Raw genomic sequence first — 19061 nt, 5'->3', positions numbered from 1 at the left:
CGCCCCGTGCGGAACTCCCCGTCGGAGTGAACCGGGATCGGCCTGACGGGTGACGTGAGGCCATGCGGCGTCACGCCCCGATGCCCGTTGCCGCTACAACCCGGCCTGTGACGAAGACCCCGCGCCGCGTGGCGCCCGTGATCGCCTTCTCGTTCCTCGCGCTCGTGCAGGGCGCCGCACCGGTGGCGCCCGCGCACGCGGCGCCGCTGCCCGATCCGATCGTGTTCGTACACGGCTGGAACAGCGACGGTTCCACGTGGAACACCATGGCCGATCGGTTCCGCCGCGACGGCTGGCCCGCCGAGCGCCTCCGGCAGTGGAGCTACCCCACCAACCAGTCCAACGCCACGACCGCCTCGCGGTTGGCCGACGTGGTCGACCGCGTCCGGGCGGACACCGGCGCCGCCAAGGTCGACCTGGTCACCCACTCCATGGGCGGTCTGTCCTCGCGCCATTACCTCAAGGAGCTGGGTGGGGACCTCGAGGTCGACGCGTGGGTGTCCTTGGCCGGCCCCAACCACGGCACGGACGCCGCGTACCTGTGCGGCGGGGCCGCCTGTGCGGAAATGCGACCGGGATCGAGCTTCCTCGCCGCGCTGAACTCCGGTGACGAGACGCCGGGAAGCCCGCGATACGCCACCTGGCGCTCGCCCTGCGACAGCATCGTCAAGCCGGAGGAGAGCGTCGCCCTCGCCGGCGCGCTGAACACCAGGGCGTCCTGCGTCCAACACACCTCCTTCCCGAGCGATGCCGCCGTCTACCGGCAAGTCAGGGACCACGTCGCGCCGGGGGGTCGGTGAGTCGCGCAACCCCGCCGGAAGAACACGCTCGTGACGGACCCTTGCATCCCACTCGCGGTATACATACCCTTGGCGGTATGCCCCGGACGGACGCTGACGACGAACTCGACGAGCGGGACCTCGCCTACCGCATCGCCCAGGCGGTGCACGACCGCCGGACACGACTCGGCTGGTCCCAACGCAACCTGGCGGAGGCGGCCGGCATGAGACAGCCGCACGTCTCCCGGCTGGAAGCCGCGAGGAGCCTCCCCAGCCTGGACGTACTGCGCAGGGTCGCGGAGGCGATGGGCACCGACCTGGTGGTGTCCCTCGTCCCGCGGGAGGCCGACGCCGCTCCCGCGGCCCCCGCCCACATCAACCCGACGAAGGAGACCGCGAGATGACCGATCGACGCAGAAGGATCGCCCGCGCGCGACACCGCCACTACGGACTGCACATACAGGCCGTCGCCGTCGCCTTCGTGATCTGCACCCTCCCGCTCACCTACGCGACCCCCCTGGGCCTTCTCGTCACCGCCTTCGGCCAGACGGTCTTCGGCCTCTCCGCCCTCACGCAGTTGCGACACCAGTTCGGCCCGCCCTGCACGGAATGCGTCAAGGAGATGCCGCTCGACCCGCAGGAGGCCGCCGAGGAACACCGCGGCTCCCGATGGGCGCTGCGCGCGTCCCACAGCCTGTTCGGATCGCTGCCGACGTACGTCGTCTCCCTCGCCCTCCTCCTGATCCTGTCCTTCGGGCCGCTGTACGGGGCCGTCGGCCTGGGTGACGTGGCATGGATCGCGAGCGTCTTCCTCGCTCTCGCGCTCTGCCTCACCCTGGGCATCAACTGGGTGGCGCGGACCCACAACCGCCTGCTGCTCTGGTGCCCGTACTGCCCCGACGACGACGAAGGGGACGACGACGGGTCCCCCACGCCCAGCCCCACGGACGGACGGGACCAGCCCGTCCCGGCGTGACCCCCACAGCGGCCCCGCCGACGGGCTCGGGAAGCCGCGCCGGCCCGGAGCGCCGGGCCGCGGAAAGGCTTCACCAGCAGTCGCAGCCCGTGCCGTAGCGCAGCAGGAAGACCGCCGTGATCGCGGTCGCGCCGAAGGCGGCCGCCGTCAGGGCGGCGAGCCCTCGCCGGCGGCCCTTCGTGGAGGTACGGAAGGTCTGCCAGGCACCATGCGCGAGGAGGAGACCGATCACTCCGGCGCCCGCGATCGTCAGGCGGGGGCTGAAGGACCAGGCCAGGTAGGCGATGAGGACCAGACAGCCGAGCAGAGCGCAGGCCAGCAGGCTGAGGACGAACTCGCCGACGGCTTCTCCCAGCGCCTCGATCACGAAGTCGCCCACGCCCTTCGCCACCCTGCGGACCCCCACGGACATCCCCCGCCCTCGCGTCCCACCACGCCCCATGAGCTGCGTCGCGAAAGACGCCCACCGGGCCGTCATGGTTGCGCGGTCGCGGGGGCCGCGAAGGGGGCGGGGTCAGCGGGTGCGGACGGCTGTGACGGTGAAGCGCTCGACTTCCGTCAGGTGGCCGCCGGTGGAGGCCACCAGGGTGAGGACCGCGTCGGTGGGGCGGGTGTAGGAGACGGTCGTGGTCCAGGGCTGCTCCGAGCCGCCGGCCGGGACGCAGCAGGCGGTGCCCAGGGGGCGCGCCGACGACGGCTGGCGCACCTGCACGTTGATGCTCTCGTCCACACCGGTGATCCGTCCGCCGACCCGGAGCGGGGAGCGCGCCATGGCCCCGTACGCGGGCGCGGTCAGCGTGAACGTCGTGTCGTCGGTGCCCACCACCTCCCAGGGGGCGTCCGGTCCCGTCCCGTACCGCACCAGGTGGATGACCGCCGCGGTGCTTCGACGGGCCTCTTCGGGAGCGCTCGGGCCGACGCCGATCCGGGCGTGCCGTCCGCTGACGGAGCGCGAGGCGATGCGGTCGATCTCCCCGAAGCCCAGGTAGCCCCGGACGAAGGAGAGCGCGGTCTGGTCCGCGTCCAGGTGCCAGGGCTGGTGGCCGCGTTCGCGGTAGGCCCGCTGCCAGTCCCGTACCTGCGCGGGCGTGGTGAACGGCCACAGCGGGTGGAGGCCCGCCCCGAGGGCCGGTTCGGCCGCTCCGGGTGCCGAGGGGGCGCGGGTGGGGGTGGGCTTGGGTGTGGCCGGTGCGGTGGGGGTGGTCGGTGTGGTGGGGGTGGTGGATGTGGCGGCGGGGGTGGGGGTGGTGGGCTCGGAGGTCGCCGGCGGAGGGGCGGAGGGCGAGTGGAGCGTGCCGGTCGGCCGGGCGGTGGGGGCCGGCGGGGCCGGTGTGCCGTCGTCGCAGCCTGTCAGCAGCAACCCGGTGAGGGCGGCGGCGGTGAGGAATCGATGGGGCCGGGTGGGCAGGAGCCTGATGTTCATGGGGACTCCAGGACGGTGACGCCGGCGGGTACCGCCGGTGGCGTCATGGTCCCACCGGACCGCCCCGCCGGGAAGCGGGGCGTCCACCCGAAGCGGAACAGTCGTACGGTGGCGCAGATCGCACCGGGCAAGGGGCCGCAACGGAAACGGAACACGCCGGCTCGGTGAATTCCCCAGCGTACGGGGCGTTTTGGAGGGATCTCCGCACATCGGCGGGGGTCTCTTTTTGGATCTTCAGCCAATACGGCGCGGGTCCGCCCTCGGATGAAACTTCCTCCACGGGCCGCGGCTCATTTCAGGAGCCGACGCCACAAATCGAGGGGAACCACCACGATGAGTGGACAGCTTTACGACGGTATCGGGGAAGCCTTCGAGGGCTTCAAGACCCTGCCCATCATCCGCTACGCCGAGGTGCCGGGCTTCCTCGCACTGGTCGGCGACGTGACGGGCAAGTCCGTCCTGGACATCGCCTGCGGGACCGGCTTCTACAGCCGTGAGCTGCGCCGCCGCGGCGCGTCCCGGGTCCTCGGGTTCGACATCTCCGGCGCGATGGTCGACGCCGCCGAGGCCATCGAGCGGGCGGAGCCCCTCGGCATCGCGTACGAGGTCGGGGACACCGCGGGCCTGCGGACCTTCGAGGAGCCCTTCGACGTCGCGGTGGCCGTGCAGGCGTTCAACTACGCCCGGGACGTCGCCGAGATCGAGCGGATGATGCGCAACATCCACCGCAGCCTGGCCCCCGGCGGCTCGTTCTTCCTCTTCGTGCAGAGCCCGGACTTCGACTTCGACGGTCCCTCGCTGGCCAAGTACGGCTTCCTGTGCGAGTCGACCGGCAAGGACAACGAGATCGGCCGGGGGATCCGCCTCACGGCCCTGCTGGAGCCGCAGGTGTCGTTCGAGGCGACCGTGCCGTCCCGGGAGACGTACGAGAAGACGCTGACGGCGGCCGGGTTCTCCGCGGTCGAGTGGGTCCGCCTGGACGTCTCGGAGGCCGGTGTGGCGGAGTTCGGCGAGGAGTACTGGCAGGACTACGCCGGGAACCGCCCGCTGACCATGATCCGCTGTACCGCCTGACCGGCCGGTCCGCTCCCGCGCGCGACGCAGGCGCGTACGCACGCCCCCGCCCGGCCGATCCGGCGCGCCTCCGGTTCGGCCGTGTGGGGTCGGGACGGGCACCTCGGGCCGCGGCCCCGGCCCTCGCCCCGGCCCCGCCCCGGTCCCCGCCCGTCAGGGCAACCGCTGCTCCGGGCGCAGGAACCGCAGGCCGCCCCGGTGGTCCCGTACCGCGTGGAACCCGGCGTTCGTCAGCCGCCGTGCGATCGTCCGGCGTCGGACGGTGCCCGTCCGGAACGCCGCGGTGAAGAGCAGCGCGACCGCCCCGCCGGAGAGGACCGCCTCGGCCGGCGACCTGTCCAGGAGCAGGAGGACGGTCAGGGCGGCGCAGGCGAGGTAGCCCAGCACCTTCTGGCGGCGGTCGACGACGTACAGGGCCATGACGTCGAAGGTGACGAGGTCCCTCATCACGGCCACGGCGTCGACCGCGTCGGGGAGCGGCTTCAGGGAACCCGGCTCCAGCCCCGGTACCGCCCCGCCGTTGCCCGCCCGCGGATGGGCGGCGACGGTGGCCGCCTCGCGGACGCGCGCGTCGGGGTGCGGGTCCCGCTCCATCCGGACCTGGACGAGCGAGTTCCTGAACCCGGTCCGGTACGCCGTGCCGTACGTGTAGCCGTACCGCTCCGCGACGTGGGCCAGGGCGGCGGCCTTCCGCGCGGAGCCCTGGGGTGCGATCTCGACGGTGTCCTGCCCGCGGGCGATCTGCTGGAGCATCCCCGCTATGTCACGTTCTACGGACATCCTGTTCCCCACCCCACGGGACCCCGCACCCGGGGCCGATCGGCGCCCAGCCTAGGGGGTGGACAGCGGTCGCCGTACACGCTCCCCGGGGCCCGGTCACGACCTCGGCGAAGCCGGTCCTTCCAGCTGCCCTCGCGCCACTCCGGTAGCCCGGGCGGCCCGGCCGAGCCACGATCAGCGGAAGGATCCGGGCATCAGCAGCCCCACCAACCGCATCGTCTGCTTGGTTCGGTTGGGGTCGCGCGCGGCGCTCCAGGGGACGGTCATAATTCAGATGTGCGTACGGCGCGATGTTGTTAGGTTCGCGATGTGCCGAAGCTGAATCAGATCATCGCTGTCGAAAAGGGCGTCAAGTCCAAGGCCCTCCAAGAGCTCACCCAGGCTCACCAGGACGTGCAGAAGCCCGCCCTGCTGGCCGGCATCTCCCGGACCTACCAGCCCAAGGACGAGGAGGGCGAGCAGCTGCCTCCCGAGTCCACGCGGGTGCAGATCAAGGCCGAGGACGCGCTGCGGACGACCGCCGGGACGCTGACGCGGCTCTTCGACGTGACCGCGACGAAGGACTGGGCGAACCGCTCGGCAGTCGCGGACGTCGTGGTCGACGGTACGGTGCTCTTGGCCCAGGTGCCCGTTCCGTACCTGCTGTTCCTCGAGAAGCAGCTCACCGATCTGCACACCTTCGTGCGCAAGCTGCCGGTGCTCGACGCGTCCGAGTCGTGGAACCTGGACCCCTCGACGGACGCGTGGAAGACGGACCCGGTGCGCACCATCCGCACGAAGAAGGTCCCGCGCAACCACGTGAAGGCCGAGGCCACGGACAAGCACCCGGCGCAGGTCGAGGTGTACTACGAGGACGTCCCCGTCGGTTACTGGACCACGGTGAAGTTCTCCGGCGCGCTGCCCGCCCGGCGGGTCAACGAGCTCCTCGACCGCGTCGAGAAGCTCCAGCAGGCCGTCAAGTTCGCCCGCGAGGAGGCGAACAACACCGAGGTCACCGACCAACGGGTCGGCGACGCGGTCTTCGGCTACCTCTTCCGGTAGCCCCACTTTCGCCCTCCGTCGCGAGCGGAGGGTGCGCGATGAGCGCAAGCTGAAACTGATGTTGAAGCTGATCAAGGGGTGTCAGTTGGGGGTTCGAATCCCTCTCCCCGCACCACGTGCGGGGGTGGCCCAAGCCTGGCAGAGGCGGCCCCGTGAAACTCAGATTCTCGCTCCAGTCTCAGTATTCGCCGCCGAACACCGGATCGACCGAGCGTGGGCGAACATCGACGGATGGGGGTTCAAGTCCCCTCGGCGCCTCTCTCGTGGCGCTGTAGTTCAAAGGCAGAACACGTCGATCTCAACGTGACCCGCGGTTCTTAAACGCCGCCGGTGTGCGCAATTGGGTGGCAAGCTGGAGCCCGGGAGCTGGACATGCTCCCGGGCTCCGTCATCACAGGGGCCGGACGTGGGCCGAGACCGTCCCGCGAGCTCGACGCGCCGTTTCCCCTCGCTCGCCTTCGTGAACTCGCCCCTGCGGCTCGAAGAGTTCGTCGACCTGTGCGTCGCCGAGCGCCACCCGCTGCCGGTGGCCCGGTGGGCGCTGTCCGGAATGCTCGAAGGCTCACATCAGGACTCGATCGCCTTCGCCCGCCGCACCGCCGAGCACGAGACGCGGGCCGGACGCCGCACCGTGCGCCTGCGTTACCAGCCCGACGGCGTGGTCGCCCTCGGAGTGACCTCATGAGGTCACTCCGCTATCGGGGTTCCGTCGAGACCGGGGTGAGGAGGAAGAGGCACTGCTTCGCCCTGAATTCGCCCACCCGGGCGACGAAGCGGAACGTGTCTCCCGCGCGGACGGTCTCGGGGGTGTTCGGGCCGGTCAGTTTCAGGCCGAGGACATTGACGTCCTCGTACTTGAAGGCCGGGCCGATCCCCGTCTGTGCCCCCTTGTCGCCCGGGCCCAGGAGGAGGTCGTAGCGCGTGTCGTAGGTGCCGTGGGGGGCCACGTTCACGATCGAGCCGTCGAACGCGATCGTTCTGCCCTCGTGTTTGGTCGCGAAGTCCTGGTTCGCCTGGTCGCACGAGTCCGGTGTCTTCAGCAGCGCCGCGAACTCCGGGCTGTTCTGAGTCGTGATCACCTCTGCGGCGGCCGACGGGGCGGGGGGCGCCGCCGCGGTCGGAGTCGTCGGAGTCGACGGGGCGGAGGGCGCCGCGCTCGCGCCGGCCACCGCCGGCTCGTCCGCTCCGCCCTTGGCATCGCCTCCCCCCTCAAGCGCCGCGCCGATCCCGATGACGACGGCCAGGAGCACGAACCCGCCGGCCACGGAGGCGATCAGGACGCGCGGCAGCGGCTTCTTCGGCCGGCGGAATTCGAGGGTGGTGCGCACCTTGCCCTGGGACTGTTCGACGAGTTCCCAGCCTTCCTCCCGCATCTTCGTGATCACCCTGCCGTCGGTGCCGCGCACCGTCTTCACGGTCTTGTGCTCGTACGTGACCTCGTCGGCCATACGGCTCCGCCCCCACCCTTGAATGACCTGTTCACACCAATCGCCCCGCGATCATAGGGGACCGTGCGACGGCCCGTGTCCCGAAGCGGAGGCACCGTGCCGCCGGTTGGCGGCGGGGATCCCACGGGAAAACCGGATGCCGGGCGGGGCGTGGTGCGACCACACTGGCCGGACCACGTACCACGCACCACGCCGCCCCGCCCCGCCCCACACCGCGCCACCGACCTCACCCCGAAGGACATTCCCGCCCGTGCAGGCTGCCGTCACCGTCACCCCCGCCCAGATGCCCGAACTGCTGCTCGGTCTCGCCACCGTGCGGCCCGTGTTCCTCTGGGGGGCGCCCGGCATCGGGAAGTCCTCGCTCGTCAGGAAGTTCGCCGACTCCCTCGGCCTGGAGTGCGTCAGCCTCCTCGGCACGCAGCTCGCCCCCGAGGACCTGATCGGCGTACCGCAGATCCGTGACGGCCGCTCGGTGTTCTGCCCGCCCGAGGCGATCGCCCGCGACGAGCCGTACTGCCTCTTCCTCGACGAGCTCAACGCCGCCGGCCCGGACGTCCAGAAGGCCTTCTACTCGCTGATCCTCGACCGCCGGATCGGCTCCTACGAGCTGCCCGCCGGCTCCATCGTCATCGGCGCCGGCAACCGCGCCACGGACAACGCGCTGGCCCGGCCCATGGCCTCCGCGCTGGTCAACCGGCTCACGCACGTCCACCTCCAGGCGTCCGCGCAGGACTGGTTGGTGTGGGCCGGCGAGCACGGCGTCCACCCGTGGGTCACCGACTACCTCACCGACCGCCCCGACCACCTCTGGTCCCAGCCGCCCAAGACCGAGGAGCCGTTCTCCACCCCGCGTTCCTGGCACATGCTCTCCGACGCCCTGCACTCCTTCGGCGCGGACATCGACGAGCCGACCCTCAAGGTCGTCGCCCACGGCACGCTCACCCCCGCGCACGCCGTCTCCTTCTGCGGCTACGCCAAGATCGTCCGTCACACCTTCGGCATCGAGGCCATCCTGAAGGGCGACGCCTCCTGGCCCACCCGACTCCAGGACCGCGACCTGCTCTACTACCTCGCGGAGGCCTTCCGGGGCCGCCTGCTCAAGGAACTCCCGGCGCGCAAGGAACACGTCTCGCCCGCCCTGCGGCAGCACACCCACCGCTTCAAGTCGCTGCTCGTGCAGCTCGCCGAGATCTCCGTCGAGGTCGCCCAGACCGTCATCGCCGACGACGCCGACGGCCTGCCCGTGCTGCCCGGATGGTTCCTGATCGAGGCCGCCCGCGACATGCCCCGCCTGGTCGAGGCCCGCCGGTGACCCGGAGCGGCAGGACCTCCGCGAAGGCGTCCGGCAAGGCCACCAAGGCCGCCGCCAAACCCGACCCGGCCACCCAGGCCTTCGCCGAGGGCCTGGCCCTGGCCAAGCGGAACCCCGCCCTCGGCGCCCTCGACGCCAAGATCTGCCGCGAGGCAGGCTGCCCGCAGGCCCCGGACGGGGGCCTGGCCACCGTCACCTCCAACGGCATCATCCACGTCCACCCCACCCGGCGGGCCGAACCCCACGAGTGGGCCTGGACGATCGCCCACGCCCTGCTCCACCTCGGCTTCGGCCACGTACCGGCCGACAAGGAGGAGGACCGCGCCCAGCCGGACCCCTTCGACATCGCCGCCCGTTGCGCGGTCGTCAACCGCTTCCTGCTGACCTTCCCGGTCGGCCGCGCCCCCGACCACCTGCCCGCCGCGTACCCCGGCGGTGACGAGGACGAACTCGCCGCCCGCTGGCGCCGCGACGGCATCCCGGCCGCCCACGCGCACTGCGGCACCGCCGGGCAGGCCCCCGACCAGGTGCTGACCACCTGGCGGGCCTGGGGCGGAGCCGCCGTCCCCGACTGGCAGACCGCGTTCGCCGCCGCCCTGACCCGTAGCGTCTCCGCCGCCATGGACGTGGCCGGCGGCCGTCGCGACCGCACCACCGGCGAACGCGTGCCCCAGCGCCCCTGGGACCGGGCCCTGAACTGGTTCGTGTCCTCGTACCCGCTGCTCGGCGGACTCGCCGCCGGCCTGACCGTCGTCGCCGACGCCGAACTGGCCCGCGCCCAGGACATCGCCATCGCGGCCGTCAGCGCCGCCGCCGGGGAGATCTACGTCAACCCGCTGCGCGCCTTCGAGGACGACGAGTGGCGGTTCATCCTGGCCCACGAGATGCTGCACGCCGCCCTGCGCCACGGCGAGCGCCGCGGCGGCCGCGACCCGTACCTGCACAACGTCGCCGCCGACTACGTCGTCAACGACTGGCTGGTGGAGATGCGGATCGGCAGCATGCCCGAGGGGCTGCTGCACGATCCGGCGCTGCGCGGGCTCTCCGTCGAGGAGGTGTACGACCGGATCGCCGGCGACCTGCACCGGATGCGACGCCTGGCCACCCTGCGCGGCAGGGGCGCCGGCGACATCCTGGGCGAGCCGCTCGCGCACGGCGCGGGGCGCCCGTACGCGGATCTCGACGAGTTCTACCGTCGCGGCCTCGTCCAGGGCTTCGACCTCCACGTCCGGGGCGGGCGCGGTCTGCTGCCCGCCGGACTCGTCCAGGAGATCCGGGCGCTGGCCCACCCGCCGGTGCCGTGGGACGCCCGGCTCGCCCGCTGGTTCGACGAGCACGTGCCGAGGCCCGAGGCCGTACGGTCCTACGCGCGCCCGGCGCGCCGCCAGGCCTCGACCCCGGACATCCCGCGCGCGGGCCGGTACTTCCCGCCCGAGGAGACCGCCCGCTGCACGTTCGGGGTGGTCCTCGACACCTCCGGTTCGATGAACGCCGCCCTGCTCGGCAAGGCGCTGGGCGCGATCGCCTCGTACGCCGAGGCCCGTGACGTACCGGCGGCGCGGGTCGTCTTCTGCGACGCGGCGCCGTACGACGCGGGCTACGTCCCGCCGACCGAGATCGCGGGCCGGGTCCGCGTCCGCGGTCGGGGCGGCACGGTGCTCCAGCCGGGCGTCGACCTGCTCCAGCGCGCCGAGGACTTCCCGCCCGCGGCGCCGATCCTGGTGATCACCGACGGCTGGTGCGACACCCTGCGCATCCGCCGCGAGCACGCCTACCTGATCCCCCGGGCCGCCTCCCTCCCCTTCACCCCGAAGGGCCCGGTCTTCCACCTGACCTGACGACCATGCCCCGCCCCACCCGGCAGTCGGCCAACAGGCGTTCCCGTGCCGAACGGCTCGACCCGTGGTGTCGGCGTCGACCGAGCGCAATCCCCCGATGGGGCCACAGGAACCTGTTCGAGCGAGTTTCAACTCCGCCGGCGCAGACCCGCCAAGCCCACTCGGCCGGATCAGAACATCCGTTCACCACGCGTCTCCGATCCGGCCGTGACGCACCCGAACGGGAGGCGTTGTTGGAGCACCAGTACCAGTCGCGCGCCCATCCGGAGGACCCCGTGCACCTCTTACCGAACCGGCTCGACCTCCCCGTCGTAATCGAACATCCCCGCCCGGCGGGTGGACGTCGCGTTGACGCCTCCTCCCCGCGCGGTCGCGCCGTACGGCCCGACACCGGGAGGGCCGCGTGAGCCAGGACGCGAAGGCCGGACACGGCTCCGCGGGGGTGTCGGAGTCGGAGCGGTTGCTCTTCGGTGGTGAACTGGCCTACGACATCGGGTGGGACCGGCACGAGGGCGCCTGGCTGAAGCTCGGGCTCTGGGCCATGGCGCGGGAGCTGCCCCGCCTGGTGGGCACCGGGCTGCGGCTCGCGCACCTGGCCGACGCGCGGGCCCTGCGCGTGGTGCTGGCCTCCGAGGCCGGCCGCGGCGTCACGCAGGCGGTCGGCCTGGTCGCCGTCAACAGCGTGCTCGGGCACGTCCTGGCGGGAGGCACCACCCATCAGCGCCTCGCCCAGGCGGTGCCCGCGCTCGCGGTCGTGGCCGTCACGGCGTTCCTCGGCTCGCTGCTGCGCTCCGCGTCGACGGCGGCCACCGGGGCGCTGGAACCCAAGGTGCAACGGGTGGCGACGGAGCAGTACCTCGGGCTCGTGCACCGTACGGAGCTCGCGGCGATCGAGGACGACGAGTTCCACCGGCTCCTCGACGCGGCCCGCTACGGCGCGGACTCCGCCCGGCGCATGATCCGCTACTGCACCAACACCCTCAACGCGGGGGTGTCCCTGGTCGCCGCGGCCGGCGTGCTGACCGTGCTGCACCCGGTGCTGCTGCCGCTGCTGGTCCTGATGACGCTGCCCAGCGCGTGGAGTTCGCTCACGATCTCCCGGCAGCGGTACGTCTCCTTCCACGCCTTCGTGCAGCACGCCCGGGCCGGCCACCTGCTCGGGCAGTTGCTGACCCAGAAGGAGGCCGCGGCGGAGGTCCGCGTCCACGGCGTCGGCCCGTTCCTGCTCGGGCACTTCCGGACCATGGCGCAGACCAGCGAACGCGAGCAGACCCGGCTCGCCCGGCGGGCCGCCCGGGTCGGACTCGTCGCCGACGGCGCCGGCGGGATCGCCACCCTCCTCACCTACGGCGCGCTGGGCGCCCTGCTGTGGGGCGGGGCCATGGACCTCGCCGTCGCGGGCACGGCCGTCCTCGCCATCCGTGCCGGCGCCGGCAGTCTGGACACGCTGGTGCTCCAGATCACCGAGCTGCACCAGGAGAGCCTGTTCGTCGCCGACTTCGAGCGCCTGTGCCGGGAGGCGAAGGTCCGGGCGATCCCGGTGGGCGGACGGGATCTGCCCGAGCGGCTGCGCGAGGTCCGGTTCGAGGACGTCACCTTCACCTACCCCGGCAGCGGCGGGAGCGAGCCGGAGCCGACGCTGCGGGAGGTGAGCCTGTCGTTCCCGGCCGGGAAGATCATCGCGCTGGTGGGCGAGAACGGCTCCGGCAAGTCGACGCTGGTCAGGCTGCTGGCCGGGCTGTACCTGCCGGACGAGGGCGGCGGCACGATCTGGTGGGACGACGTGGACGCCCGCACCGCTGACCGCGACCAGGTCTTCGGACGGGTCGCGTTGATGTCGCAGGACTTCTACGAGTGGCCGTTCACGTTCCGGGTGAACGTCGGCATCGGCCAACCCGGCACGGCCATCGACGACCGGGCGGTCGAGGAGGCCGCCTCCTTCTCCGGCGCCGACCGCGTCCTCGAGGACCTGCCGCGCGGGCTCGGCACGCTGCTGGCCCGCGGCTACCGCGGCGGCCACCAGATCTCCGGCGGGCAGTGGCAGCGCATCGGGATCGCCCGGGCCAAGTACAGGCGGGCCGAGATCCTGATCGTGGACGAGCCCACCAGCGCCCTGGACGCGGTCGCGGAGCAGCGGGTCTTCGACCAGATCCGGGCGTTGGCCACGGGCACCGGGCAGACGATCGTACTCATCACCCACCGCCTGCACTCGGTGCGTCACGCGGACCTCATCCACGTCCTGAAGGACGGTCGGATCGCCGAGTCGGGCACCTTCGAGAGGCTGATGGACCCGGCGACGGGGACCGGCGAGTTCCGGGACGCCTACCTGCTCCAGGCCTCGGCCTTCGACGCCACGATCCCCCACCAGCCCACCGGCGCCCACGCCACGGCCCCGACCGAGGAGCGGACATGAGCGCCACCAGCGGGGGTCGGGGGCCGCTCGCCCGCCGTCCCGGGACGTCGCGGTGAGCGGCGGGGCCCGGCACACCGTGCCGGTCGACGTACACCTCATCCTGCGCCGCGACGGCGGGGGCGGGCCGGAGGTGCTGTTGTCGCGCCGGGCGGGGCCCGTGTACGCGTCGGGGTTGTGGCACCTGCCCTCCGGGCACCTCGACCCCGACGAGGACATGGTCACGGCGGTGATCCGGGAGGCCCGTGAGGAGACGGGCGTGTCCATCGGCGTCGAGGACGTGACCGCTGCGGTCACCGTCCACCACCGCCCGCCGACGGGGTCCCGTTCCCGTGTCGGGGTCTTCTTCGAGGTGCGCCGGTGGTCGGGCCGGCCGCGGATCATGGAACCGGACCGGTGCGACGGCATGGGCTGGTACCCGTTGGACACCCTGACCGGGCCGATGGTGGCGTACTGCCGGGCCGGTCTGGACGCCTACCGCGCGGGCCTGCCGGCGGCCGTGCACTTCCAGCGGCCGGGCGACGCCGTCGAGCACGACGGGACCGCCCACGACCGCACCCGCCTCCTGGGCGGACCACCGGTCGGCGGAACGTAGCCGTCGTCCTGGCCCCGCCGAAGGACAGGAGATCAGTCGGTGTCCGGCCGGCCGCCGAGTACGCGCGTGAGGTCGGCCCGGAGCGCGAGGTCGTCGGAGGTCCTGATGAGGCGGTCGGCGTAGGGGGCGATCAGCCAGCCCGAGTCGTGGTCGTACGGGGGAAGCACGCCCGAGGCGTTGTGGGCCACCTTCGCGACCAGTTCGGCGAGGGTGAACAGCACGTCCGCCCGCTCGCTCAAGGGCGCCTCCTCGTCCAGGCGTCGTAGCCGCAGCCGGTGGAAGACGTCGGCGGCGTGCGGCCACCGTGCCTCGGTCTCGGCGAGGAGGACGGCCTCGGCGACCTCCGGAAAGGGCTCGAAGTGCGCTGCGGCGCAGCGGAGTACGTCGCCGGCCCACGCGACCGGGGCCGTCCGGCTCTCGAAGCGGGAACGTCCCCAGACGTAGCGACGGCGTTGGGCCTCCTGCCGATCGGCCATGATCGCTCCTTCGTCCGGGATCCGCGTGCGGTGCGCGGCGAGGCGCGGCGTGCCGGACCAGTCAACCAGGACGTCGTCCAGGCCGTCCGCCGTACCTCCGGTGTTGTCGTCGACGTACTCGGCGTCGTTGGCGCCCGACGCCAGGGGTGCGGGCCGCCCCGGCGCGCGACGGTGTGACCCGGCCTTCAGGACACGTCCGCGCGGACGGCCTTCCCGATCAGGCCGTCGGTGTACGCCACGGACTTCGCCGTGAACTTCCCCTTCGAGGTGACCGTGCCCGTCACGTTCTCGCCCGGGGCCAGCTCCACCGTGCCGATCTGGTCTTCGTCGACGCCCAGTTCCGACGTGTGCTTGCCGCCGCCGGTGTCGGTGATCGTGAAGTACAGCGGATTCACGTCGATCGCCTTCGACGAGTTGTTCGTGACCGTGACCGAGACGCTCGTGTAGCCGTCGCCCTGTGCCAGGACGCTCGCCTTGAACGCCGTCTGCCTCGCCGTCACTTCCACCGCGGCCTTCTTGCCCGCCGGCTTTCCCGCCGGGGCCTCCGGCTGCCCGGGTGCCGCCGCGGCCGGCGGCGCGGGGTCCTCACCGGACGTGTCGTGGCCGCTCCCCGCGATCGCTCCCGCAGCGACGACGGCCAGGAACACTCCGACGATCCCGAGACAGCCGAAGCCGAGGATCTTGCCGACGGGCGACTTCTTCGGGGGTGGCGGGGGCGGGTAGCCGTATCCGGGCGGGGGCTGCTGACCGTACGGGGGCTGCTGCGACATGGCGTGACCTCGTTCGACGTGCCGGACGTGATCGCGCCAACGTACGGGCGGCACGGGCGCCGTGTGCGGCAGTCACGAAACCGTGACATTCGGTGACCGCAGGAACGGGATCCGCCTCCACCCGGTCGCGTCCGCGTCGGATCCCCGGTGTCCGCGAACGGTGGCGACCCCGTCGGTCTGCCGGCGCGGGCCGGTCCGCTCGGGTCGGCGCGGGCCGGTCCGCTCGGGTCGGCGGGGGCCGACGCGGCGCGCCCTGGCGGCCGCTCCCCCGGCCACGGCTCGGGGCCGTCACCTGGAGGTGACGGCCCCGAGCCCGGTCGGCCCCGCGCGACCGGACCGCGCGCCCGCTACACCGGCTGCGCCGGGACGCGCGCGCCCGCCGGCCCTTCCGGGTACGCGAGCTTCGCCCGGTAGTACGTCTCGGCGGCGTCGGCGAACTTGTTGACGAAGTGGGCGTTGATCGCGGCCCCGGCCAGCGCCCCGAGGAACGGCACGATGCCCGTGACGGCCTTCGAGCCCAGCATCATCGAGAACTTCACCGCGATCGCGTGCGCCTTCATCTGAAGGACCGGCTTGGTCAGCTTCACCGCCATCTTGCCGCCGGCCTTGCCCCCGACCTTGCCGGCGACCACCGTCATCGCCGTGTGACCTCCCTGCGTCAGGATCTGCGTCATCACGGCCTGCGCGAACGTCGGGTACGCCGCGTTGAGCGCGATCAGGCCCGCCGCTCCGCCCGCGGAGGCCGCGGTGACGCTCAGGGCGTCCCGTTCCACCGCCCCCGACCACAGTCCCAGGATGATCGCCAGGTCGTCCTCGGACTCCACCGTGGCGCCCAGCTTGTAGCCGATGCCCCAGGCGCAAACGGCCATCTTGCGCAGCAGGACGACGAAGTCGGCCGCCAGCGTGGCCATGTGGGCCACGGGTATCGCCATCGCGGCCGCCCCGGCGGCCGCCGCCTGCGCGATCTGGGACGCCCGCCAGCTCTCCAGGGTCTTGTAGTTGCCCACCGCCTGCGCCGCCGCGCTGCTGTCCCCACCCACGGTGTTGAAGGCCTTCAGGAACATCTCCGCTGTGATGTCGGCTGCCATGGTCCACCCTCCCGACATTCGTGCGCCCGCCCTCTACGGGCACCACCCGGTCCTGTCCTGGCCCCGACTGGCGCAAACTCGCCCGTCACGTGCGGCCGTGGTCGGCGGCCGGCGCGACGGGCCCGTCCGGCCGCGTCCGACGGCCGTCCGAGTTCGGTGTCGGACACCCGGCGGGCCTCCAACCTTGGATTACGTCACCGGGAGCCACCCGGGACGCACACCGCCCGGGGAGGAGCCCCCGTGATGGACCTGGTTCATCTGTCCGACGCCCTGCTGAGTCATCTGACCGATCTCGTCCCGTACTTGCAGTTCGTCGTCGCGGCCGGCAAGACGGGGGCCCTCGTACGCCGGGCCGTCCGTGCGGGTCGCCGCCACCTGCGCGCCCGCCGCGGCCGGGAGGCGGAGGGGAACCGCACCAACGGCGGGAACTGAAGCCGAGGTGCCGAATTCGTGGGAACGGCGGTGCACCGGGCGCCGCCGTTCCTACGATCGACCCGTGACCGACGAAGAGAACGGCCGGGCCCCGCACGGCGGACCGTCCCCCGGCCAGACCCCCCGAGAATGGTTCGCCGCGTTGCTGCGCGCCCACATCGAGGAGCGGGGCGGAGGCTCGTACGGCGAACTGGTGGAGGCGACCAAGCGGGCTCATCTGCCGGTGGCCAAATCGACACTCGGCGACGCCCTCTCCGGCAAGCGCACCCCGCGCCTGGAGACCGTCCAGAACCTGGTGACCGCGCTGCACCTCCGGCAGGGGCTACCGGGCGAGCCCGAACTGCACCACTGGGAGCGCGCGTACGAGCGCCTCCACGATCTGCTGTCCGTCCGGCGCGAGGGCACCCGAACGGCCTCGGACGCCCGCGCGGCCTCCGAGGGCCGCACGTGGCCGCGCCGGATCGGGCGGCTGCCCGAAGCCGCCGGCGCCTTCCTGGCCCGGCCCGCACTGCGCGTACCCGAGGGGCCGGGGCGGTTCCTGCTCACCGGAGCGGGCGGCGTCGGCAAGACGCAGACGGCCGCCGAGTACGTCCGCGAGCGCCTCGCGGCCGGCTCCCTGGACCTCCTGATCTGGGTGACGGCCTCCTCCCGCGAGGACCTGGTGGGCGAACTCGCCGCGGTCGCCGCCGACCTCACCGGCACCACCCGACCGAACGCCGAGCACGCCGCCGGCCAACTCGAAGGGTGGCTGACCCGCGTCCGACGCAGCTGGTGCGTGGTGCTCGACGACCTCACGCGACCCCAGGACCTCGAAGGCCTGTGGCCGCCGCACTCCAACTACGGCGTCACGCTGGTGACGACGCGCTGTCGGGACGCGGCCCTCCGGGCCCGCGGCACCGTCGTCGACCTCACCCACTTCGACGAACGGGAATCCCTGGCCTACCTCACTTCCCGCCTCGGCCCGCACCGCGCGACCCCCGAAGAACTGACCGACCTCGCCTCCGACCTCGGCCACCTGCCCCTCGGCCTCGCGCAGGCGGCCGCGTTCCTGGTCGACAACGAGATGAGCCCCGCCACGTACCGCGCCCGCCTCGCCCGGGAGGGCGCCAGGCTCGCGGAGCTGGTCCCCAACGCTCTCCCCGACGGCTACCCGCTGCCCTTCAGCGCCGCCTGGTCGCTGTCGGTCGAGCAGGCCGACGCGGCGCGTCCGAGCGGCGTGGCCGGGCCCGTCATGCACGTCCTCAGTCTGCTGGACGGCACCGGAGTCCCCGGCGAACTCCTCGTCACCCCGGCCCTGTCCGCGCTCGCCCCACATCCCTCCGAGGCCGGCGCCCGCGACGAGGTGCACGACGCGGTGCACAACCTGCGGCGCCTGAGCCTCCTCTCCGTCGACTCCACCGCCACCGCACCCCGTCCACCGGACCGCCCCACCGGCGAGCCCGGCCCGGGCGGCGCGCTCGCGGGCAAGGCGATACGCGTCCACGCCCTGACCCAGCGCGCCACCCGCGACCTGCTGGCCGCATCCGAACGCCGTTCCGCGGTGAGCTCCGCCGCGCAGGCCCTCGTCGAGGGCTGGCAGGCCCCTGGCGTCCCCGCCCGTCTCGACCGGGCCCTGCGCGCCAACGCCTTCGCCCTCGCCGGCCACGCCCAGGACGAGCTGCTCACGCCCGTACCGCACCCCGTGCTCTACCGCATGGGCCACAGCCTCGGCGACTCCGGTCAGGCGAGTGCGGCGCTGCGCCACTTCCGCCGCCTGCGCGAGGTCGTCGACGCGCGCTTCGCGCCGGACGACGAGATCAGCCTCGACACCCGTGGGCACCTGGCGTGGTGGCAGGCCAAGGCGGGCGACCCCGCCGGAGCGGCCCGTGCGTACGCCTCCCTCTACGCCGACCAGGCACCCCTGTACCCGTCCGACCATCCCGGTCTGCTCCAGACCCGGCAGAGCGCCGCCGTCTGGCGGGGCGCGGCGGGCGACCCCCACGCGGCGGTGGTCGAACTGAGGTACCTGTACGAACTGCGCATCAGCCTGGGGCGGGTCACCGACCGCGACACCGTCAGCAACCGCAATCACCTCGCCAACTTCCTGGCCGCCTCCGGGGACCACGCCGGGGCCCTGGCCCTGCACGAAGAGGCCTGGCGCGAGGACGAGGCGCGCCTCGGACCCGACCACCCGGACGTGCTGCGCGCCCGCTCGGCGGCCATGCACCACCGGGGCGAACTCGGCGACGTACCGAGCGCGCTCGCGGCCCTGCGGGACCTCCTCGAAGTGCAGCAGGTCGAGGACCCCGACGGACCCGACACCTTCGCCACGCGCGCCCGCATCGCCGACTGGACCGGACGCTCGGGCGACCCGGTCCAGGCGGTGGCCCTGCTGGAGCCGCTGTTCTCCGACCGCCTGCGCGTGATGGGACCGGAGCACCCCCACACCCTGGGCACCCGCATGGACCTGGCCCGTTGGCGTACGGCGGCGGGCGAACCCGTCCGCGCGGCGACCGAACTCACCGAGTTGCTGGCCGACGAGGAGGAGCTCCTCGGCCCGAACCATCCCGCCCTCCCGGTCACCCGCGCCGCCCTCGCCGACGCCCTGGACGCGGTACCGCCGGAAGGCACCTGACCTCG

General features: G+C 72.8%; 19 protein-coding genes. 12 read left to right on the top strand and 7 right to left on the bottom strand.

Annotated elements, in window-relative coordinates:
* Window positions 1-107: 107 nt before the first annotated feature.
* The 3 genes from ACZ6ZI_RS20220 to ACZ6ZI_RS20210 all read left to right on the top strand — a co-directional run bounded on the left by ACZ6ZI_RS20220 (window position 108) and on the right by ACZ6ZI_RS20210 (window position 1755).
* Window positions 108-800, top strand: a complete 693-nt coding sequence (locus tag ACZ6ZI_RS20220) for an esterase/lipase family protein (RefSeq protein ID WP_469522602.1) — start codon at window positions 108-110, stop codon at window positions 798-800.
* A gap of 77 nt (window positions 801-877) precedes the next feature.
* Window positions 878-1183: a helix-turn-helix domain-containing protein gene (locus ACZ6ZI_RS20215; RefSeq protein ID WP_469522600.1), complete on the top strand. Its 306-nt coding sequence runs from the start codon at window positions 878-880 to the stop codon at window positions 1181-1183.
* Complete coding sequence (locus ACZ6ZI_RS20210) at window positions 1180-1755, top strand: hypothetical protein (RefSeq protein WP_469522596.1); 576 nt, start codon at window positions 1180-1182, stop codon at window positions 1753-1755. Before ACZ6ZI_RS20215 ends, ACZ6ZI_RS20210 begins: the two co-directional genes overlap by 4 nt.
* Window positions 1756-1825: 70 nt before the next feature.
* Here ACZ6ZI_RS20210 and ACZ6ZI_RS20205 read toward each other — a convergent pair whose 3' ends face one another.
* Together ACZ6ZI_RS20205 and ACZ6ZI_RS20200 are read right to left on the bottom strand one after the other, a co-directional pair.
* Window positions 1826-2134: a lysine transporter LysE gene (locus ACZ6ZI_RS20205; protein ID WP_469522593.1), complete on the bottom strand. Its 309-nt coding sequence runs from the start codon at window positions 2132-2134 to the stop codon at window positions 1826-1828.
* Between the two features lie 135 nt (window positions 2135-2269).
* The gene (locus tag ACZ6ZI_RS20200) at window positions 2270-3178 is read right to left on the bottom strand and encodes a hypothetical protein (protein ID WP_469522590.1); all 909 of its coding nucleotides are present in this window, start codon (window positions 3176-3178) and stop codon (window positions 2270-2272) included.
* Between the two features lie 333 nt (window positions 3179-3511).
* Between ACZ6ZI_RS20200 and ACZ6ZI_RS20195 the strand changes: the two genes are divergently transcribed.
* Window positions 3512-4252 carry a class I SAM-dependent methyltransferase gene (locus ACZ6ZI_RS20195; RefSeq protein ID WP_469522587.1) on the top strand — a complete coding sequence of 247 codons (741 nt, stop codon included), beginning with the start codon at window positions 3512-3514 and terminating at the stop codon, window positions 4250-4252.
* 153 nt (window positions 4253-4405) lie between these two features.
* On the opposite strand, the gene ACZ6ZI_RS20190 is transcribed toward ACZ6ZI_RS20195, so the two are convergent.
* Window positions 4406-5032: a hypothetical protein gene (locus ACZ6ZI_RS20190; protein ID WP_469522585.1), complete on the bottom strand. Its 627-nt coding sequence runs from the start codon at window positions 5030-5032 to the stop codon at window positions 4406-4408.
* Between the two features lie 309 nt (window positions 5033-5341).
* On the opposite strand from ACZ6ZI_RS20190, the gene ACZ6ZI_RS20185 reads away from it, so the two are divergent.
* Entirely contained in the window at window positions 5342-6073 is a 732-nt protein-coding gene (locus ACZ6ZI_RS20185) for a DUF7873 family protein (RefSeq protein ID WP_363053828.1), read from the top strand.
* A 460-nt stretch (window positions 6074-6533) separates the two neighbouring features.
* Complete coding sequence (locus ACZ6ZI_RS20180) at window positions 6534-6758, top strand: hypothetical protein (RefSeq protein WP_469522583.1); 225 nt, start codon at window positions 6534-6536, stop codon at window positions 6756-6758.
* A gap of 10 nt (window positions 6759-6768) precedes the next feature.
* On the opposite strand, the gene ACZ6ZI_RS20175 is transcribed toward ACZ6ZI_RS20180, so the two are convergent.
* Window positions 6769-7521: a DUF4839 domain-containing protein gene (locus ACZ6ZI_RS20175; protein WP_469522580.1), complete on the bottom strand. Its 753-nt coding sequence runs from the start codon at window positions 7519-7521 to the stop codon at window positions 6769-6771.
* 250 nt (window positions 7522-7771) lie between these two features.
* Here ACZ6ZI_RS20175 and ACZ6ZI_RS20170 point away from each other — a divergent pair, with 250 nt between their 5' ends.
* The 4 genes from ACZ6ZI_RS20170 to ACZ6ZI_RS20155 all read left to right on the top strand — a co-directional run bounded on the left by ACZ6ZI_RS20170 (window position 7772) and on the right by ACZ6ZI_RS20155 (window position 13676).
* Window positions 7772-8833 (top strand): ATP-binding protein, encoded by a 1062-nt coding sequence (locus ACZ6ZI_RS20170; protein WP_363053825.1) that lies wholly within the window; start codon window positions 7772-7774, stop codon window positions 8831-8833.
* A complete protein-coding gene (locus ACZ6ZI_RS20165) occupies window positions 8830-10671 on the top strand; it encodes a vWA domain-containing protein (protein WP_469522577.1) in 1842 nt (613 codons plus the stop codon). The genes ACZ6ZI_RS20170 and ACZ6ZI_RS20165 overlap by 4 nt, the downstream gene beginning before the upstream one ends.
* Before the next feature lie 403 nt (window positions 10672-11074).
* Window positions 11075-13084 carry an ABC transporter ATP-binding protein gene (locus ACZ6ZI_RS20160; protein WP_469522575.1) on the top strand — a complete coding sequence of 670 codons (2010 nt, stop codon included), beginning with the start codon at window positions 11075-11077 and terminating at the stop codon, window positions 13082-13084.
* Between the two features lie 52 nt (window positions 13085-13136).
* Complete coding sequence (locus ACZ6ZI_RS20155; RefSeq protein ID WP_469522572.1) at window positions 13137-13676, top strand: NUDIX hydrolase; 540 nt, start codon at window positions 13137-13139, stop codon at window positions 13674-13676.
* Between the two features lie 32 nt (window positions 13677-13708).
* Here the strand turns inward: ACZ6ZI_RS20155 and ACZ6ZI_RS20150 are convergent, their stop codons facing one another.
* The 3 genes from ACZ6ZI_RS20150 to ACZ6ZI_RS20140 all read right to left on the bottom strand — a co-directional run bounded on the left by ACZ6ZI_RS20150 (window position 13709) and on the right by ACZ6ZI_RS20140 (window position 16010).
* Window positions 13709-14152, bottom strand: coding sequence for a hypothetical protein (locus ACZ6ZI_RS20150; RefSeq protein WP_469522569.1), 444 nt, complete (start codon window positions 14150-14152; stop codon window positions 13709-13711).
* Between the two features lie 185 nt (window positions 14153-14337).
* On the bottom strand, window positions 14338-14922 hold the full coding sequence (locus tag ACZ6ZI_RS20145) for a DUF4352 domain-containing protein (protein WP_469522566.1): 585 nt from the start codon (window positions 14920-14922) through the stop codon (window positions 14338-14340).
* 347 nt (window positions 14923-15269) lie between these two features.
* Window positions 15270-16010: a hypothetical protein gene (locus tag ACZ6ZI_RS20140; protein WP_469522564.1), complete on the bottom strand. Its 741-nt coding sequence runs from the start codon at window positions 16008-16010 to the stop codon at window positions 15270-15272.
* A 243-nt stretch (window positions 16011-16253) separates the two neighbouring features.
* Here ACZ6ZI_RS20140 and ACZ6ZI_RS20135 point away from each other — a divergent pair, with 243 nt between their 5' ends.
* Complete coding sequence (locus ACZ6ZI_RS20135; RefSeq protein WP_469522562.1) at window positions 16254-16442, top strand: hypothetical protein; 189 nt, start codon at window positions 16254-16256, stop codon at window positions 16440-16442.
* Window positions 16443-16506: 64 nt separating this feature from the next.
* A complete protein-coding gene (locus ACZ6ZI_RS20130; protein ID WP_469522559.1) occupies window positions 16507-19056 on the top strand; it encodes a tetratricopeptide repeat protein in 2550 nt (849 codons plus the stop codon).
* Window positions 19057-19061: the final 5 nt, after the last annotated feature.

Source organism: Streptomyces sp. NPDC103540 (genome assembly GCF_055584445.1).
This window is presented reverse-complemented; position numbering and strand designations above follow the sequence as displayed.

Excerpts from the sequence above, each read along its gene's own strand:
- ACZ6ZI_RS20200 (WP_469522590.1), bottom strand. The coding sequence starts at position 3,178 with ATGAACATCAGGCTCCTGCCCACCCGGCCCCATCGATTCCTCACCGCC.
- ACZ6ZI_RS20145 (WP_469522566.1), bottom strand. The coding sequence starts at position 14,922 with ATGTCGCAGCAGCCCCCGTACGGTCAGCAGCCCCCGCCCGGATACGGC.
- ACZ6ZI_RS20150 (WP_469522569.1), bottom strand. The coding sequence starts at position 14,152 with ATGGCCGATCGGCAGGAGGCCCAACGCCGTCGCTACGTCTGGGGACGT.
- ACZ6ZI_RS20215 (WP_469522600.1), top strand. The coding sequence starts at position 878 with ATGCCCCGGACGGACGCTGACGACGAACTCGACGAGCGGGACCTCGCC.
- ACZ6ZI_RS20175 (WP_469522580.1), bottom strand. The coding sequence starts at position 7,521 with ATGGCCGACGAGGTCACGTACGAGCACAAGACCGTGAAGACGGTGCGC.
- ACZ6ZI_RS20210 (WP_469522596.1), top strand. The coding sequence starts at position 1,180 with ATGACCGATCGACGCAGAAGGATCGCCCGCGCGCGACACCGCCACTAC.
- ACZ6ZI_RS20135 (WP_469522562.1), top strand. The coding sequence starts at position 16,254 with ATGGACCTGGTTCATCTGTCCGACGCCCTGCTGAGTCATCTGACCGAT.
- ACZ6ZI_RS20140 (WP_469522564.1), bottom strand. The coding sequence starts at position 16,010 with ATGGCAGCCGACATCACAGCGGAGATGTTCCTGAAGGCCTTCAACACC.
- ACZ6ZI_RS20190 (WP_469522585.1), bottom strand. The coding sequence starts at position 5,032 with ATGTCCGTAGAACGTGACATAGCGGGGATGCTCCAGCAGATCGCCCGC.
- ACZ6ZI_RS20195 (WP_469522587.1), top strand. The coding sequence starts at position 3,512 with ATGAGTGGACAGCTTTACGACGGTATCGGGGAAGCCTTCGAGGGCTTC.